The organism is Deinococcota bacterium (assembly GCA_030858465.1).
Lineage (GTDB): Bacteria > Deinococcota > Deinococci > Deinococcales > Trueperaceae > JALZLY01.
The window spans coordinates 1-16252 of the sequence record JALZLY010000296.1 but is presented as its reverse complement, the minus strand read 5'-3'; the positions used below and the strand labels follow the sequence as shown (position 1 = coordinate 16252).

The following is a 16252-nucleotide window of genomic DNA, read 5'->3' as shown; positions in this document are numbered from 1 at the left end:
TCACTTAGAGCAGTCCGAAGAGGCCAAGGTCGTGTAAGAGCGCAGCACGGCGCAACGTAGTCATGTCTGGTGCGCTGAGGCCACAGGTGCAAGCAGCAGCCTCCGCGAACACGGCGACCCCCGACGCGTGACCGCGCAAGAAAGGCACTTTCAGATCGACCATGTCGGCAAAAGCGTGCGCCACCTCGTCGAGGCGAACCTCGGAGATCCACCGGTGCGGTTGTGGTTCGGCCTCAACCACGGCTTGGCAGGCGTCCACGGCGACGATCTCCTCGAGCAGCTTGGGCCCGTGGCGGAGGAACACCGCGGCAACTTCAGGGTCGAGCGCGCCTCCGGCTAGCCGCCACACGGCGTCACGGGCGGCCTCGAATCCACCGACCATCTCAAAGAGCACGGCCTTGAAGGCGACTTGCGTCACCCGCAGGGGCAAGGCGATGGCTTCACCCTTGAGTTTGTGCGGCGCGCCTTGGCCATCCCAGTGTTCGAAGGTCTGGTTGAGGGCCTCTTGCACCCCCGCGCCCAAGCCTAAGCGCTTGGCGATGAGCACGGCCACGTCGCAGTGCGAGGCGGCCATCTGCCGGTCGAACTGTGACCCTTGAGCAACCGCGCGGGCAACGATCAGAACACGCCTTAGCGGTGGGGCGTGACGACCCGGCTCGAAGAGCAGAAACGGCATGGCCTCTCGCGGGTTGCCAAAGTCAACTTTGGCCCCGCCGTTCCTCAAGGCGATGTCATCGCCACCGAAAAGCGCGGCCTCCTCGTGGGCGTAGGCGGTGCAGCCCACGAACTTCAGCAGCGCCGTGTAGTAGACATCCCTGACTGTCTCCTCGGCAAGGCTCATAAGGCGGGCCAACCGTGTCGCCAGCAAGCACGAGCGCATCGCCTCTTCCTTGGGCATGCCCATGCCCAGGTCGAGCACCAAAGAGAGGGCGGCAAGTAGGTCAGCCAGCCGCAAGTGGCTAGAACTCATCTCAACAATACCTTTCACAGACTTCGTGCATCTAATCTTACCTGCTCTAGAGGGTAGGGCCACTAGGCCCGAGCTCTAGAGGGTAGGGCCACCAGGCCCGAGTCCTGGCTCGCTACAAACCCATTTTGGGCTTGGCCCAAAGCTGCGTCGGTGGCATGTAAGAACCTTTAGACGTCGCCCGACCTAGGCCTTGTACGACCCCGAGGTAGCCTCGCCACCACGTCCCGTCCAGTCACTGTGGAAGGACTCGCCGCGCGGCTTGTCCACGCGCTCATAGGTGTGCGCGCCAAAGTAGTCGCGCTGCGCCTGGATGAGGTTGGCTGGTAGCCGCGCGTGCCGGTAGCCGTCGAAGAAGGCCAGCGCCCCGGACATGGCGGGCGCGGGAAGGCCCAGCGTCACCGCCTGCGCCACCACCCGCCGCCAGCCCGCCTGCGCCTGGGCGATGGCCCCTTTGAAGTAGGGGTCGAGCAGGAGGTTCTGAAGGTCCGGGTCGCGCTCGAACGCCCCTTTGATGTCGCCCAGGAAGACCGAGCGGATGATGCAGCCGCCGCGCCACATCATGGCGACGCCGCCGTAGTTGAGCTTCCAGCCGTACTCATGGGCGGCCGCGCGCATGAGCATGTAGCCCTGCGCGTAGGAGACGATCTTGGAGGCGTAGAGCGCGTCGTGCAGGTCGGCGAGGAATGCCTGCCTGTCTCCCTCGAACGCTCCCTGTGGTCCCTCGAGCTGTTTCGCCGCCTTCACGCGCTCGTCTTTTAAGGCCGACAGGAAGCGCGCGAAGACCGCCTCGGCGATCAGCGTGAGCGGCACGCCCATGTCGAGCGCCGCCGCAGCCGTCCACTTGCCGGTGCCCTTTTGGCCGGCGCTGTCGAGGATCTTCTCGAGGAGCGGCTCGCCGTCCTGGTCCTTTATGCCCATGATGTCGCGGCTGATCTCGATAAGGTAGGAGTCGAGCTTGCCCCCGTTCCAGTCAGTGAAGACCCTCTGCATCTCCTCGTGCGTCATGCCGAGGCCGGACTTCATGAGGTGGTAGGCCTCGGCGATAAGCTGCATGTCGCCGTACTCGATGCCGTTATGCACCATCTTCACGAAGTGTCCCGCGCCGCCCTCGCCCACCCAGTCGCAGCAGGGCAGGCCGTCCACCTTGGCGGCGATGGCCTGGAAGAGGCTCTTCACCTGCGGCCACGCCTCCACTGAGCCGCCGGGCATGATCGACGGGCCGCGCCGCGCGCCCTCCTCGCCCCCCGACACGCCCGTGCCGATAAAGAACAGGCCCTTGGCCTCGAGTTCTTTCAAACGCCGGGCCGAGTCGGGGTAGTTGGCGTTCCCCCCGTCGATGATGATATCGCCCTCCTCCAGAAGCGGCACCAGCCTCTCGATGAAGCTGTCGACGACCTTGCCCGCCTTGACCATCAGCATCACGCGGCGAGGGCGCTTCAGGGTGCCCACGAGCTCCTCGAGCGTCCCCGCGCCGATCACGCTCGCCCCAGCCGCCGGACCGGCCAGAAAGTCCGTCATTCTCGAGGTGGTGCGGTTGTGTACGGCGACCGTGTAGCCGTGGTCGGCCATGTTCAAGACCAGGTTCTGACCCATCACCGCCAGGCCGATGAGGCCGATGTCCGCTCTGTCAGGCATGATGCACGTCCTTTCCCTAGAGGATAAACCCAATACTCAGCTGTCTTTCTACCCAGTGTGTTTATACCAGATGCCAGCTGTGTTTCCAAGCGCCGCTTTTGCGTTTGGAAAAGGCTCGTGCGCGCGTACCCTCAGACGCCCTCGGTAGATGGTGCTTCGGAAGGCACTTGCTATGGGTGGTGTGGGGCAGCTCGAGGGAGCGTTAAATATGTAAAGGAACATGGCTACATCTATCTGGTTGGGGAAGCTATGCTCGGTGAGGCTTCGGCGGATGCGGTGCTAAAGCGGCAATCAGTTTCATAATATCCTTCAGCCCCTTCCCAGCCCTTTGCCGCTGACGCGGCAGAGCGCACATCGGGCCGGCGCCGCCGCAGCCATCCTCGGCTCTGCTGGGGTTTGTGACGACTGCGGACTGCCGTGGGTTAGACTCGAGACGACACGCTGAGAGGCGAGCTCTTCTTGGGGCCTCCTCGAGTGGCGCGCCTGCCAAGCGCTACGGCGTGACGGGGGGGACAGGTTACCAGAGGGAGCAGGAACATGAACCAGGACAGGGCACAGTCAATCGACGCCTTTTTGCAGGCGGGTTTGGACGGCTATATCGCCGAAACCGCGCAGCTCTGCGCGCAAAGGAGCGTGTCGGCGACGGGCGAGGGCGTGCTCGAGTGCGCCGACCTCGTCTACAACCTGCTGCTCAGGCGGGGCTTTGAAGTGAGGCGCGTGGAGACGCCGGGAAGCCCCGTCATCGTCGGTCGGCTTTCCGGAAAGTCGCCGCGCACCATGCTCTTTTACAACCACTACGACGTGCAGCCGGCCGAGCCCTTGGAGCTCTGGACCTCGCCCCCCTTCGAGCCGGAGGTCAGGGAGGGCGCGCTCTACGCTCGCGGCGCCAAGGACGACAAGGGCGAGTTCATCGCCCGCTTGGCCGCCGTCGACGCGGTCCGCGCCGCGCACGGCGGCGAGCTGCCCTGCGACGCGCTCTTCGTCGTCGAGGGCGAGGAGGAGATCGGCAGCCCCCACATCGCGCGCTTCGTGAGGGAGAACCTGGCGCTCCTGCGCTCCGACGGCGCGCTCTGGGAGGAGGGCGGCACCGACGCCCGCGGGCGGCCGCTACTGTGGCTGGGCTGCCGGGGCATCCTGGCGGTCGAGCTGTCGGTCAAGGCGATGGGGCGAGACGGCCACTCAGGCGGCGCCCACATGCTGCCGAGCGCCGCCTGGCGCCTCACCTGGGCGCTCGCCGGCCTGAAGGACGAGCAGGAGCGCGTCCGCATCCCCGGCTTCTACGACGGCGCCTTGCCGCCCAGCGAGCTCGACAAGAGGCTCCTGGCCGAGTTGCCCGACCAGGAAGCGGAGCTGCTCGAGAACTTCGGCCTTACGCGCTTCTTGAACGGCCTCACCGGCCAGAAGCTCAGGGAGGCCGTCTTCAACCCGACCTGCAACATCCAGGGCGTCACCACCGGCTACGGGGGCGAGGGCATGAAGACCGTCATCCCGGCTAGGGCCACGGCCAAGCTCGACTTCCGCCTGGTGCCCGGCCAGGACCCCGAGGACATCTTCGCCAAGCTGCGCGCGCACCTGGACTCAGAGGGCTTCGGCGACGTCGAGCTGAGGAGGGTAGGGGCGATGTGGCCGGCGAAAGCGGGGGCCGACGATCCCTTCGTCGGCCTCACCGCCCGCGCCGCAGAGGAGGTCTACGGCCAGGCCAGCCTGCTGACCCCGCTGGTGGGCGGCAGCTCTCCCATCTACGCCTTCGCCGAGCCGCTGGGGCTTCCGGTGGTGACCGCCGGGGTGGGTTACGGCACCAACAACCGCGCTCACGCGCCCGACGAGCACCTGCGGCTCAGGGATTTCTTGAACGCGTCCAGGCACATCGCCCGCATCCTGGACGGCTTCGCCGAACTCTAGGGCCCTCCCTGCAACCTGATGGTGTCGGCGGGCAAGAGGGCGCGGCCGCTCTCGTCACTGTGGTAGACGTAAAGCTCGCCGTCGGCCTCCAAGGTGATCCGGTAGCCCGGCGTGATGACCTGGGCGCACATCTGACCTGGCGAGGCGAGCCCCAGGCAGGAGTCGGGCCACTCCACGTACTCGGCCTCTACCAGGGTGATCGTCTCCGGCGCCACCCCCAGCCGCTCGGCCAGGGCCTCGGTGGCACGCTGCGCCGCTACGGGCGCGTCTCCGTTTATAGCCATACCGTCATCCTCATCGGCATCTACCTCCCTGGCCAGCTCGAGGCTGACCGTGTAGCGCTGGTCCTCGGGCGCGATCTCGCACTCGAAGATGGGCTGGTCTCCCGGGCAGCTCGCCTCTTCGGCGGGCTCCCAGCCGACCCGCAAGATCGCCAGCCCGTCCTCCTGGCGCAGCCCGGCGGCGGTGCCCATGGGGCCGTCGGCGGCGTAGCGCGGATCCTCGAGCCAGCCGTCCTGCTCGAGGCGGCCCATCAGGTCGGCGGCCACCTGGGGAAAGGGAGCAAAGTCCTCGCCCGTGCCCGTCGCGGTGAGCAGGCAGGCCTGTCCGCCGGTCCCGCTCAGGTAGTCACTAAAGGTCGCCTCGCCGCTCTCGACCGGCACGCTCAGTTCCTCCTCCAAGATACCTGTCCAGGCGGCGCAGACCTCACCCTCGACGGGACGGTAGCGCGGCGCCGCGTCCGCGGGGCTCCGCGGATAGACCTGGAGCGCCTGACCCTGGAGCGCCTGACCCTGGGGCAAGGGGCCCTGGAGCAAGAAACCCAAGGGGCCGTAGACCCGCAGGCTGTCAGGGACGTCGTGGGCCTGGTAGAAGTCGGCGTCGAAATCGCTGCCGACCCCGAGCACGGTCCACTGGCCGTCCCCAAGGCGCAAGAAGGCCACCGCCGGGTCCGCCGCCTCCGGCTCCCGGGGCAGGAGGCTCACCAGGGCAGTGTCTTCGTCCGCGGCCTCCAACTGCACCGTGGCCTGTCCGGCCAGGGGCGAAGCCTCCTCCTCCAGATAGCTCTCCAGGGCGTCGAGCGCCTCGGCGGGAAGCCCCCGCGGGGGCGCGTCCGCGGCGGCCAGCGCGGCGCTCCAGCCGAGGAGCAGCGCGAAGAGCAGGCCTCTGAGCTCCGCAGCGCGGCCGGCTTGTTTGGCTTGGGTCATGGTTCTCCTCACGGTATGCTGGGCTGATGGCGTCACTATACGCATACTATACGCGTAGGCCTATACGCGTAGGCGCCCGCGCGCGACTGACGCCTGCAGTACCCTGGGCCTTACCCTGGGCCTTCTCGACAGCGTAGGCGCCGGGGCCGAAAGCTCCCAGTGCCTCTGTTAGGCTGGGCTCCGACCATGACCCGTCTCACCCTCCCTACCCTTGCCCTGCCTACCGAGGCCCGCCGCCTCTTCGGCCTGGCCCTGCCGCTCATCTTGGCGCAGCTCGCCCAGACCTCGATGGGCTTCGTCGACACCCTGATGGTGGGTCGCTTGGGCCGCGAGGCCCTGGCGGGCATCGCGCTCGGCAGCACGGTCTACTTCTTCGTCTTTCTGATCGTCTCCGGCGCCGTCTTGGCGGTCGGGCCGCTCGTCTCGCAGGCCCACGGCGGAGGTCAAAGAGAGGCCATCGGCCGGACGGTGCGCCAGGGCCTGTGGTTGGCGACCGCTCTCGGCGGGCTGGCGCTGCTGGCCTACTGGAACGTCGCGCCCGCCCTGCGCTTAGCGGGTCAGGACGAGGGGACGGTGGCCTTGGCCTCGGCTTACTTGCGGGCCATCTCCTGGGGACTCCTGCCCGGCCTCTGGCTGGTGGCCCTGCGCGGCCTGCTCGAGGGCGTGTCGCAGACGCGGCCTATTCTCATCATCATACTCTTCGGCGTCGGCCTCAACGTCTTCGCCAACCACACCTTGATGTTCGGCAACTTCGGCTTTCCCGCCCTGGGCCTGGTCGGCACCGGCTTCGCCAGCGCCTTCGTCTACTGGGTGGTGTTCGCGCTGGCCGCCCTCTACGTGCAAAGCCGCCACGGCGCCCTGGGCATCCTCTCCAAGTGGCGCCTGCCCGACCTCGGCGCCATGCGCGAACTCGTCACCGTCGGCTGGCCCATCAGCCTCACGCTGGCCTTCGAGAGCGGGCTCTTCTCGATCTCCACCCTGCTCATGGGCCTGTTGGGCGCCAGCGCCTTGGCCGCGCACCAGATCGCCCTGCAGAACGCGGCGCTCGCCTTCATGGTGCCGCTCGGCCTGTCGATCGCCACCGCGGTCAGGGTCGGTCAGGCGCGGGGACGCGGCGACATCGCCGCGGCGCGCCTCTCCGGCCTCGTCGGCATCGGCCTGGGCGTCCTTTTCATGAGTGTCACGGCGCTGCTCTTCGCGCTCATGCCTGAGCGCATCGCCGCGCTCTACATCGACCCCGCCGACCCCGCCAACACCGAGGTCTTCGCGGGGGCGGTTTCCTTTCTCAGGCTCGCTGCGCTCTTTCAGCTCTTCGACGGCTTGCAGGTGAGCGCTCTGGGCGCCCTGCGCGGCCTCAAGGACACCCGCGTGCCCATGCTCATCGCCTTTTTCTCCTACTGGATAGTGGGGCTCGGCAGCGGCGTAGGGCTGGCCTTCGGCCTGGGGCTGGGCGGCCGGGGCCTCTGGCTCGGCCTGGTCGTGGGCTTGGCGACCGCGTCGGTGCTGCTCGCCGGACGTTTCTTGCAGCGCACCCGGCCGGACGTTTCCGCCGGGGTGGCGGCCCAATCTCGGTAGGGCTCAGTCCTTGGTGTCAGTCCTTTAGTGCACGTAACTGCCAGCGTTGACGTCTACCGTGCAGCCCGTGGTGTGGTCGGCCAGCCCGCTGGCCAGGAAGACCACCGTGGGCGCGACGTCCGCGGGTACGGTGAGCTCGTTCAGCGCCAGGTCGCCTACCGCGATGCCTTCACCGTACTGATCGATAAAGTCCTGGGCCATGTCGGTGCGGACGAAGCCGGGAGCGACCACGAAGGCCTTGACGCCCCGCTTGCCGTAGCCTCGAGCGATGGAGCGGCTCAAGGCCACCATGCCGCCCTTCGAGGCCGCGTAGGCGAGGAAGTCCACGCTGTCGCCGCGAAAGGCGGCGCGCGAGGCGATGTTGACGATGCGGCCGCCGCCAATGTCCAGAAAGTGCCTCACCGCCTCGCGGCAGAGAACCCCCGCCGCCCTCAGGTTCACGGCTTGGGTCCTGTCCCAGTCGCGGACCCAGTCGTCCAGAGGCGCCTCTAAAGGCGAAAGGATGGCGACGCCGGCGTTGTTGACGAGCACATCGATGCGGCCGAAGGCTGCCAGGGCCTCGGCGAAGAGGCGCTGGCAGGCCGCGGCGTCCCCCAGGTCGGCGCCGAAGGGCAGGGCGCCACGCCCCAAGCCCTGCGCCAGCCTCTCCGCCCCTTCGGCGTTGCGGTGGTAGTGAACCCCCACCCTCGCCCCCGCCGAGGCGAGCCTCTCGGCGACGGCCCGGCCGATGCCCCGGCTGGCGCCGGTCACCAGGACGCTGCTGTTCGACAGGTCTATCTTCATGAGCGCAGTCTAGCAGAGGGTCGCGCCGGAACCTCGAGCCCGGTCCCACCAGCCGAGGCCGCGCTGGTACTCCGCCTTCTCGAAGCCGACCGATTCGTAGATTCCCGCCGCGTGGTCATGCTCGTCCGCGACCATCACCAGCGTGCTTATCCCCATGGCCTCATACGCGTGGCTGGCTGCCCTGTAGACGAGGGTCCCGCAGATTCCCCGCCGCCTGAAGTCAAGATGGGTGCCGACCGACTGGAACCTGCCGAGTTCATCGTCCTTGAAGACCCCCAAATCCGCCACCAGCCGCCCCTCCAAAAAGGCGCCGAACCAGTGACCCAGGCCAGCCCGGACCATCTTGCGGTAGCGCGCCATCTGCCGTTCCCTGAAGACGCGGTAGCCCGCCTCCCCATACTCCAAATCGCGGCAGGCGATCTGGTTCCCTAGTGCCGCTTCCCATTCCCAGTCTTCCGAGAGCGGCCTCACCACCACCTCGTGATTGACCTTGGGCGGGGGGTTCACGCTGGCAGCCGTTAAGACGACCGACTCCTCGAGGGAGAAGCCCGCCGCCAGGAACGGCCCGACCTGCCCCATCTCTCCGTCCACCGTGTCCCAGCCAAAGGCCATATGTTGCGCCTCCAAGCCTATTTCCTTACTGAAAAGCGCCTTCCAGCCGTTAAAGTCTCCCTCTCCCGGCGGCTCCTTGAAGAGCAGAAAGTTGCCCCAGTGGAAGTCGGGGTTCGCAGGAGTGAGGACGGCGAGATAATCGCCCCGGTCCATGATCTGGCCGTCGAAGCGGGGAAAGATCAGGTCACTGCGGTAGCCCAAAGAGTTGATGTCCACGGTCAAACCTCCTTCGCCACGGCGAGCGTGAGCGAGTGCTCATCTCAACAGTCGGCGTCTATTCTAAAAGCCAGCGTCTATTCTATGTTCTATAGGAAAGGGTCAAGAGCAGTCGCCCAACCCACGCCACTAACCCATGCCACCAATGAACCGGACGCTACGTTTGGGGCCCGGCGGCCGGTGATATCGTGCGGGTGTTGCCCTCTTCACCTCACAGGAGCCTTTCTCACCAAGGGGGTGCTAGGCTGACGCACTGGACCCCACTGGAGATTCCCAAAGGAGACCGTATGACCAGAACTGCCACCCTTACGCAACTGGGCCACTTTGCCCTTGCCCTGTTCCTGAGCGCGCTGATGCTCGTTGCGGTCTCGGCTCGAGCCGAGACCGGCACCACCGAAACGACCACGCCCCCGGCCGCCGCCGAGGACGATCCCATCGTCTTGCGCTCGGACGCCCTGACGCTCACCCGCAGCGAGTTCGACGACCGTTTCCGCGTGGCGATAGCCAACGTCTTGGCGCAACAGGGCCAGCCCCTCATTCCCGAGATGATGGCGCAGTTCGAAAGCCTGCGGCCGCAGTTTTTGGAGGATCTCGCCTTTCAAGCCGCGCTCCTGAGCGAAGCGGAGAGGCGCGGCTTGAGCGTCCCGGACGAGGAGTTGGACGAGCGCCTCGAGCAGGCCGGCGGCAGCTTCGAGAGCGAAGAAGACTTCGCCGAGGCCCTCAGCGAAGCCGGCTTTCGCGACCTAGACCAGTTCCGCGAGACGGTGCGCGAGAGCGAGCTCATCCAGAGGGTCGTCACCGATTTGCGCGAGGAAGTCGAGATCGGCGACGAGGACATCGCGGCCTTTTTTGAAGCCAACCAGGCCCAGTTCGAGAGCGGCGAGCAGATCTGCGCGCGCCACATCCTGGTGGAGACCCTGGAGGAGGCCGAGGCCTTAGCCGCAGAACTCGAGGAGGGCGCGGACTTTGCCGACTTGGCCGAGGAGCACAGCCTCGACCCCGGCAGCGCCCAGCGCGGCGGCGACTTGGACTGCCAGCCCCGCGGACTCTTCGTCCCCGAGTTCGAGGAGGCCGCCTTCGACACCCCCGAAGGCGAGGTAAGCGAGCCCGTGGAAACCCAGTTCGGCTACCACCTGATCCAGCCCTACGACCGCGCCCCCGCGGGCGTCGCCGACTTGAGCGAGGTCGAGGCCGACATCCGCGAGCAGCTCGAGTCCGAGAGGCTCAACGAGCGCGTCACCGCCCTTCGCGAAGAGTCCGGCGTCGAGACTTTCGAGGAGAACCTCACACCCCCGGCGGCGGAGGATGCGGAAGCTGAACCGGTGGACCCCGCGGAGCCGGAGGACGAGCAGGCGGCACCTTCGGAAGTAGAGCCGGAAGTAGAGGAGGAAGTAGAGCCGGAGCCGACCCCGACGGCTCCTGCGGAAACCGAAGATGAGGAAGAAGACTCGGACGACAACTAGAGCTTTAGGGCAAGCTCCAGGGGACACGGTGCCATGACCGTGTCCCCTTGCTAATCCAAATTTCTAATCCAAACCGGCAGCCTAGCTGCTCAGCTGCCCGATGATCGCGAACATCGGCAGGAACATACCCGCCACGATAAAGCCGACGATGCCGCCCAGAAAGACGATCATCATCGGCTCGAGGGCCGCTGTCAGGGACTCCACGGCCGCGTTTACCTCGCGCTCGTAGAAGTGCGCGATCTTCTCGAGCATCGTATCTACCGCGCCCGTCTCCTCGCCGATAGCGATCATCGAGGTGACGAGCGGCGGAAAGACGAGCGGGTGGCCCTCTAAGGGCCGGCTCAACTGCTCGCCACGCTGCACCGCCTGCATGGCCTCGTCGAGCACGTCCTCGACGATGACGTTGCCCGCCGTGCCCTTGGTGATCTCGATCGCTTCGATGATGTTGACGCCGCTCTTAAGCAGCAGGCCGAAGGTGTTGCTGAACGACGCGATGGCCGTTTTCTGCACGAGCGGGCCCAAAACGGGCAGCTTGAGGAGCAGCCGGTCGATGACGTGCCGGCCGTTATTGGTGCGGTAGTAGGCGCCTAGGCCGAAGACGCCGCCGACGATCATGGGCAAGAGCAGCCACCCCTGGAAACGCAAAAAGTCACTGATGACGATGAGTATCCTGGTGATAAAGGGCAGCTCGCCGCCGAGTTGCTCGAGGATACCCGCAAACTGCGGGACGATGCCGGTGAGCAAAAAATAGGTGACCCCGAGCGCGATGACCAAGACCACCACCGGATAGGTCATGGCGCTCTTCAGCTTGCCGCGCAGCGCCTGCTGCTCCTCCTGGTAGGCGGCGACGCGCTCCAAGATGCCGTCCAAGTTGCCTGAGACCTCGCCCGCGCGCACGAGGTAGACATAGAGCTTGTTGAAGATTTTGGGGTACTTGGCGAGCGCTTCGGAGAGCGGCAGGCCGGTTTCTACGTCCTCGCGGACCTTTTTGAGCGCCTCTTTGAGGCCGTTCTTGTTGGCCTGGCGCTGCAAGATGGCCAAAGACTGCACCACCGGCAAGCCGGCATTGATGACCGTTGCGAACTGGCGGCTGAAGAGTGACACGTCGCGGAGGTTGACCTTACCGCCAAGGTTGAGCCAGGCGGGCAGCTTGATATCGGCGTTCAGGCCCGATTTGGGCGCCTTGATCTCGGCGATGAAATAACCCTTTTCGCGCAGCGACACCGCCAAATCGCGGTCCGAAGCGCTCTCCTCCTTGCCCGTTATCAACCTGCCCGTGCGGTCTCTGACGCTGTATTCGTATACCGGCATGCTGGTCTCCCCAACACCACTAAAGTCGAATAAAGTCGAACTGTTCTTGGCTGCTTCCCACCGTTTGGCTGCTTCCCACTGCAAGGTGCCCCCTGCAAGGTTGCCCCTGTAAGGTTGCCCCTGTAAGATATCCGGTTCGCCCTCCCGAATTCCCAAAGCAGCCCCTTTTAGTCTAGCGCATTTCCGGCTCGAGCCGTGGCGGCTCAACGAACCTCGCAGACCTCCGCGGGCGTGGCGTAGGCCTCGAGACGAAGCTTCCCCTCCGGCAGCTCGGCTAGAACCTGCAGGGGATGAACGATGCTCACGGCGGGCAGGTTCAGGCCGAGGCTGAAACCATAGCCCTTGCCGAGGACGAACCCGCGCCCGTCCACCGCCACACAGGCTATAAAGGCCAGCCGGCAGGGCGGCGGCTCGGCGATAGCCTCTCCCCAGCGCTCGGCCCCGGCGATGCTTGCCGCCTTGGCCGGGTTCACCCTGCCGGCGGCGAGAAGGCGCCAGCCGCCGGGGTGCTTGGCCGGCACCACCAGGTTGACGCCCGCCTCGAGCGCCCCCTTGCGCAGGGGTTTTAACACGTAGTCGGGATAGGAGAAGACGGTGTCGCCGGGGTGCAGCCAGCCCCTTGCCAGCAAGAAGGCCAGTAGCCGGGACGCGGCCTCGCCCGCGCCTTGAAAGTTGGGGTGGTGGCCGTGAACAGGCAGGGGATAGGCGGCGACCTTGGCGCGCATCAGGCTCGTCCACACCTCGTCGCGGAGCTGGCCGGGGGTCTTGTCGCTCATCCTGCCAGTCTAGACGAGCGCGATAGCAAAGCCTTGCTCCCCTTTAGCCCCCTGCGGAGCGCCGGACGGTAGAATGCAGCCCATGCCGAGTGAACCCCAGGGCGAGCGCGCCCGCCTGGTGCTCGAGCGCCTGAGAGCGCTCTACCCGGAAGCGCGCACCGAGCTTCGCTACGAGACGCCCTTCGAGTTGCTCGTCGCCACCATCCTCTCCGCGCAGGCCACCGACGTGAGCGTGAATGCCGCCACGCCCGCCCTCTTCGCGCGCTATCCGGACGCCGCGGCGCTGGCGCAGGCCGAGCCCGGAGAGGTCGAGGGGCTGATCAGGGCCATCGGTCTCTACCGCAACAAGGCCAAGAACCTCGTCGCGACCGCGCGCGCCCTGGTCGCCGAGCACGGCGGCGAGGTGCCACGCGACTTTGAGAGCATGCTCAAGTTGCCCGGCGTGGGCCGCAAGACCGCCAACGTGGTCTTGTCGAACGCCTATGGAAGAGCGGCCATCGCGGTGGACACGCACGTGGGCCGCCTCGCGAGGCGCCTGGGATTTTCCACGCACGACCATCCTGACAAGGTCGAGGGTGATCTGACGAGCGTCTTTCCCGAAAACGCCTGGATCTTTTTGCACCACGCGCTCATCTTGCACGGCCGCCGCGTCTGCCTGGCGCGTAAGCCTGCTTGCCATGCCTGCGGCCTGGCACCCCTCTGCCCGAGTCGGCAAGACTGACGCCAGCCCGACGCAAGCAAAATCGACGACGTGTAGCCTTGCCCATTTGGGCGGCGCTGGGGCTCTGCTATCCTCGAGCCTGTGAACGAGCGCGCCGACCCCTTCCTCCCCCTCGACCTGGCAATCGTCGGCGCCGGTCCCATCGGCCTCGAGACCGCCATCCTCGCCAAGCGCGCCGGCCTCGCCTACCTCGTCTTGGACAAGGGCTGCGTAGTCAACGCCATCTTCAACTACCCTACCTACATGACCTTTTTCACCACCTCCGAGCGGCTCGAGATAGGCGGGCACCCGCTGGTGACTTCGACCGACAAGCCCACCCGCAGGGAGGCGCTCGACTACTACCGCAAGGTCGCCGCGAACGAAGGTCTTGCGCTCAGGCAGTACAGCGAGGTCACGGCCATAAGGCGCTCAGGCGAAGGTTTCGAGGTCGCGGTCACCCCCGACAAGGGCCCAGCGTACCGCCTGCGGGCGCGCAAAGTCGCCGTCGCCACAGGCTACTTCGACAACCCCAAGCTCCTGGGGGTTCCCGGCGAGGACCTGCCCAACGTCAGCCACTACTACTCCGAAGCGCACCCCTTTTGGGGACGCAGGGTGACCATCGTCGGGGCGGGCTCGTCGGCCGCCGACACCGCTCTGGACCTCCACCGCGCTGGGGCTCAGGTGACCATGATCCACCGCGGCGAGGGCTTTCGCCACTCGCTCAAGTACTGGATCAGGCCCAACCTCGAGAACCGCGTCAAGGAAGGCTCGATTGCCGCCTTCTTCAACACCACCGTCAAGGCCATCACCCCCGAGGCGGTCATCGCCGAGAGGGAAGGCGAAGAAATCACCATCCCCAGCGATCAGACCTTCGTCCTGACGGGCTACTACGCCAACTCGAGGCTGCTCGCGGACGCCGGGGTGCGCTGCCTGGAGGACTACTCGGCCGACCTCGACCCCGAGACCTTCGAGAGCAACGTGCCCGGCCTCTACGTGATCGGCTCGGCCGGCTTCGGCACCCGCACCAGCGACGTCTTCATCGAAAACGGCCTGGTGCACGCCCAAAAGGCCGTCGCGGACATGGTGAGAAAGCTCGAGCGCGAACCCGTCCTCGGCTGAAAGGGACTATACTGATAGTATGACCACCCGGGTGCGCTTCACCTATGAGGACTTGCAGGACTTCCAGGACGACAAGCGGCGGGAAGTCATCGAGGGGGAGATTTATGTGACGCCCGCACCGGCCCCGAGACACCAGCGCATCGTCGGCAGCCTCTATTTCGCGGTGCGCGGCTACCTTCAAAATCACGCCATAGGTGAAATCTTCGTGGCCCCTGTCGACGTGATTTTTTCGGCGGAGGACGTGACGCAACCCGACCTCGTCTATGTCGCCAACGAACGGGCGGCTATCGTCACGACGCGCGGGATCGAAGGGCCGCCGTCCTGGGTCGTCGAGGTGCTCTCCCCTTCCACGCAAAAACGCGACATGGGTATCAAGCTCAAGCTCTATCAGACCTACGGGCTTGGCGCCTACTGGGTGGTCGACCCCGAGGACGAGACCGTCTACGCCTGGGACGACGGCTTCGTTCTGAACCGCTACCGCCGGGATGAGGTGGCGAAGGTATCGCTGCTGGCGGACTTCGCGTTGCCGCTCGGCGAGCTTTTCTGAGCCTGTCCAAAAGCCCTGCCAACCAAAAAGCCCAGACGGCACGATTGAGATGTCTGTACTCGGTCGCAGCGTAACGGTCAGTAGGTGAACATCCGGTCGTGCTCGAGCGAATTGTGGCCGACATTGGGGCCATGAGAAGGCGTCGAAAAACGACCGTCACTCGCGGGTCCCCGAAAACGTCATGCGGAAGTCGTCACAGGCCCCTGAGATGCGCGAAAGTTCTCCCGAGATGTCCAGGTGACTCCCCGAGCCATGATAACCGGGGTCGCCGGGCTCGCGCAGGCGTTCACGGACGGGCACGGACTCCGGCTTGCGCATGTCTTCCTCCCAGGCTTCACCTTGCCCCACGAATCGGCTGGTGAACGCGAGGCCTTCGTACTCGAGGAGGAGTACGGAGTAACGGACATACCTACCGCGAGGGTCGGGGGGGTCCAGGACACTGAGCGAATATCCAAGGCGCAGGTAGTCGCCTTTGTGTCCCCCATGGAAATCCAATCGCATCAAGGCGTCGGTTGTGATGGTGTACTGCTTACCACACGCGTCCGGCCCCCTCCTGGAATAACTGTGCGTGCCGGCATAGACGAGGAGATTGCGGTCGAGAACGGTGACGGTGGCGGAGGCGCTGTTGTCCGGATTAGCCTTGCTGGCCGCGGTGACGGTGAAGACACCTGGTGTCTCACCCCCAAAAAACGCCCCGTTGTGCACATCGCCACCATCCGAACTCCAGGTAATGCCTTTGTCTATAAGATCGCAAAAACCGTTCTCGTCACAACTGGAAGGATCATAGGCGTAGAAAACTAGGTACCCCCCGTGGGAACGGGTTGCAGCGAGCGGCGGCCTGACCGCCAGAGTGGGAACATCGGTCGTCTGCCCTCGCAGCACGTGCGCGCTCTGGCAGACCTCTACGAGCGTGGACGGCGTGAGAAAGCAGGCACTGGCGTCGATGCGCATCTGAGCGGTATCTGGTGTCCACAGGTACGTCCTTTGCACCTCTCCCGTCGCCGAGGTCTGCTGCTGGAAGAGACCTTCGGGGCTGACGTTCTGCCCGGTCAGGAAGACGTTGAATACGCGGCTGAAGCTGGGGGCCTCGTCACCCACCCTATAGCCCACCTTGAGGTTCAGGGTCCCGCTCTCGCCCGGCTGGATGCTTAACGGGAACGCTATTCCTTCGGTTTCGTGGAAGACGACCTGAACGCACAGCTCCGCCAGCACCTCTTCGCGGGTGATCCGGTTCGTCTCGAGATCCGCCCCGAAGGTCTGTGCGTCCTCTTGCAACATCAGGACGAGCATCGCATAGACAAACGCGAGACTGCTGTCGCTCACGCATTCGCCGTTGAGGAGCTCGATGCCGCGCTTTGCGAACGGCCCGGCCAGCGCGCCGAGCTCATCCATCACCGGCTTGATCACGGGGAAGACGTCCTGGCCGTCGTACACCGCC

General features: G+C 65.7%; 14 protein-coding genes. 6 read left to right on the top strand and 8 right to left on the bottom strand.

The window, feature by feature from the left end:
- Positions 1 to 4: 4 nt before the first annotated feature.
- On the bottom strand, positions 5 to 955 hold the full coding sequence (locus M3498_14845) for a hypothetical protein (protein ID MDQ3460557.1): 951 nt from the start codon (positions 953 to 955) through the stop codon (positions 5 to 7).
- A 198-nt stretch (positions 956 to 1153) separates the two neighbouring features.
- On the bottom strand, positions 1154 to 2605 hold the full coding sequence (gnd, locus tag M3498_14840) for a decarboxylating NADP(+)-dependent phosphogluconate dehydrogenase (protein MDQ3460556.1): 1452 nt from the start codon (positions 2603 to 2605) through the stop codon (positions 1154 to 1156).
- A 537-nt stretch (positions 2606 to 3142) separates the two neighbouring features.
- Between gnd and M3498_14835 the strand changes: the two genes are divergently transcribed.
- A complete protein-coding gene (locus M3498_14835) occupies positions 3143 to 4507 on the top strand; it encodes a M20/M25/M40 family metallo-hydrolase (protein MDQ3460555.1) in 1365 nt (454 codons plus the stop codon).
- Here M3498_14835 and M3498_14830 read toward each other — a convergent pair.
- On the bottom strand, positions 4504 to 5712 hold the full coding sequence (locus M3498_14830; protein MDQ3460554.1) for a hypothetical protein: 1209 nt from the start codon (positions 5710 to 5712) through the stop codon (positions 4504 to 4506). The two genes, M3498_14835 and M3498_14830, sit on opposite strands and share 4 nt — an antisense overlap.
- A 186-nt stretch (positions 5713 to 5898) precedes the next feature.
- Here M3498_14830 and M3498_14825 point away from each other — a divergent pair, with 186 nt between their 5' ends.
- Positions 5899 to 7287: an MATE family efflux transporter gene (locus M3498_14825; GenBank protein MDQ3460553.1), complete on the top strand. Its 1389-nt coding sequence runs from the start codon at positions 5899 to 5901 to the stop codon at positions 7285 to 7287.
- A gap of 24 nt (positions 7288 to 7311) precedes the next feature.
- On the opposite strand, the gene M3498_14820 is transcribed toward M3498_14825, so the two are convergent.
- Positions 7312 to 8070, bottom strand: coding sequence for an SDR family oxidoreductase (locus M3498_14820; protein ID MDQ3460552.1), 759 nt, complete (start codon positions 8068 to 8070; stop codon positions 7312 to 7314).
- A 9-nt stretch (positions 8071 to 8079) separates the two neighbouring features.
- Complete coding sequence (locus tag M3498_14815) at positions 8080 to 8898, bottom strand: GNAT family N-acetyltransferase (protein MDQ3460551.1); 819 nt, start codon at positions 8896 to 8898, stop codon at positions 8080 to 8082.
- A gap of 287 nt (positions 8899 to 9185) precedes the next feature.
- Here M3498_14815 and M3498_14810 point away from each other — a divergent pair, with 287 nt between their 5' ends.
- On the top strand, positions 9186 to 10361 hold the full coding sequence (locus tag M3498_14810; GenBank protein MDQ3460550.1) for a peptidylprolyl isomerase: 1176 nt from the start codon (positions 9186 to 9188) through the stop codon (positions 10359 to 10361).
- An 81-nt stretch (positions 10362 to 10442) separates the two neighbouring features.
- Here the strand turns inward: M3498_14810 and M3498_14805 are convergent, their stop codons facing one another.
- Together M3498_14805 and M3498_14800 are read right to left on the bottom strand one after the other, a co-directional pair.
- The gene (locus tag M3498_14805) at positions 10443 to 11672 is read right to left on the bottom strand and encodes a type II secretion system F family protein (protein ID MDQ3460549.1); all 1230 of its coding nucleotides are present in this window, start codon (positions 11670 to 11672) and stop codon (positions 10443 to 10445) included.
- 203 nt (positions 11673 to 11875) lie between these two features.
- On the bottom strand, positions 11876 to 12448 hold the full coding sequence (locus M3498_14800; GenBank protein ID MDQ3460548.1) for a 5-formyltetrahydrofolate cyclo-ligase: 573 nt from the start codon (positions 12446 to 12448) through the stop codon (positions 11876 to 11878).
- An 82-nt stretch (positions 12449 to 12530) separates the two neighbouring features.
- Here M3498_14800 and nth point away from each other — a divergent pair, with 82 nt between their 5' ends.
- From nth to M3498_14785, 3 genes are all read left to right on the top strand, one after another.
- Positions 12531 to 13169 (top strand): endonuclease III, encoded by a 639-nt coding sequence (gene nth, locus M3498_14795; GenBank protein MDQ3460547.1) that lies wholly within the window; start codon positions 12531 to 12533, stop codon positions 13167 to 13169.
- 81 nt (positions 13170 to 13250) lie between these two features.
- On the top strand, positions 13251 to 14267 hold the full coding sequence (locus tag M3498_14790; protein MDQ3460546.1) for a YpdA family putative bacillithiol disulfide reductase: 1017 nt from the start codon (positions 13251 to 13253) through the stop codon (positions 14265 to 14267).
- A 19-nt stretch (positions 14268 to 14286) separates the two neighbouring features.
- Positions 14287 to 14814, top strand: coding sequence for a Uma2 family endonuclease (locus tag M3498_14785; GenBank protein MDQ3460545.1), 528 nt, complete (start codon positions 14287 to 14289; stop codon positions 14812 to 14814).
- A gap of 156 nt (positions 14815 to 14970) precedes the next feature.
- Here the strand turns inward: M3498_14785 and M3498_14780 are convergent.
- Positions 14971 to 16252, bottom strand: a 1282-nt coding sequence (locus tag M3498_14780; protein ID MDQ3460544.1) for a hypothetical protein, incomplete at its 5' end; no start/stop codon positions are given.

Bases quoted from the DNA above. Each gene is read 5' to 3' on its own strand.
- nth (MDQ3460547.1), top strand. From the start codon at position 12,531: ATGCCGAGTGAACCCCAGGGCGAGCGCGCCCGCCTGGTGCTCGAGCGC.
- M3498_14805 (MDQ3460549.1), bottom strand. From the start codon at position 11,672: ATGCCGGTATACGAATACAGCGTCAGAGACCGCACGGGCAGGTTGATA.
- gnd (MDQ3460556.1), bottom strand. From the start codon at position 2,605: ATGCCTGACAGAGCGGACATCGGCCTCATCGGCCTGGCGGTGATGGGT.
- M3498_14830 (MDQ3460554.1), bottom strand. From the start codon at position 5,712: ATGACCCAAGCCAAACAAGCCGGCCGCGCTGCGGAGCTCAGAGGCCTG.
- M3498_14825 (MDQ3460553.1), top strand. From the start codon at position 5,899: ATGACCCGTCTCACCCTCCCTACCCTTGCCCTGCCTACCGAGGCCCGC.
- M3498_14785 (MDQ3460545.1), top strand. From the start codon at position 14,287: ATGACCACCCGGGTGCGCTTCACCTATGAGGACTTGCAGGACTTCCAG.
- M3498_14810 (MDQ3460550.1), top strand. From the start codon at position 9,186: ATGACCAGAACTGCCACCCTTACGCAACTGGGCCACTTTGCCCTTGCC.
- M3498_14800 (MDQ3460548.1), bottom strand. From the start codon at position 12,448: ATGAGCGACAAGACCCCCGGCCAGCTCCGCGACGAGGTGTGGACGAGC.
- M3498_14820 (MDQ3460552.1), bottom strand. From the start codon at position 8,070: ATGAAGATAGACCTGTCGAACAGCAGCGTCCTGGTGACCGGCGCCAGC.
- M3498_14835 (MDQ3460555.1), top strand. From the start codon at position 3,143: ATGAACCAGGACAGGGCACAGTCAATCGACGCCTTTTTGCAGGCGGGT.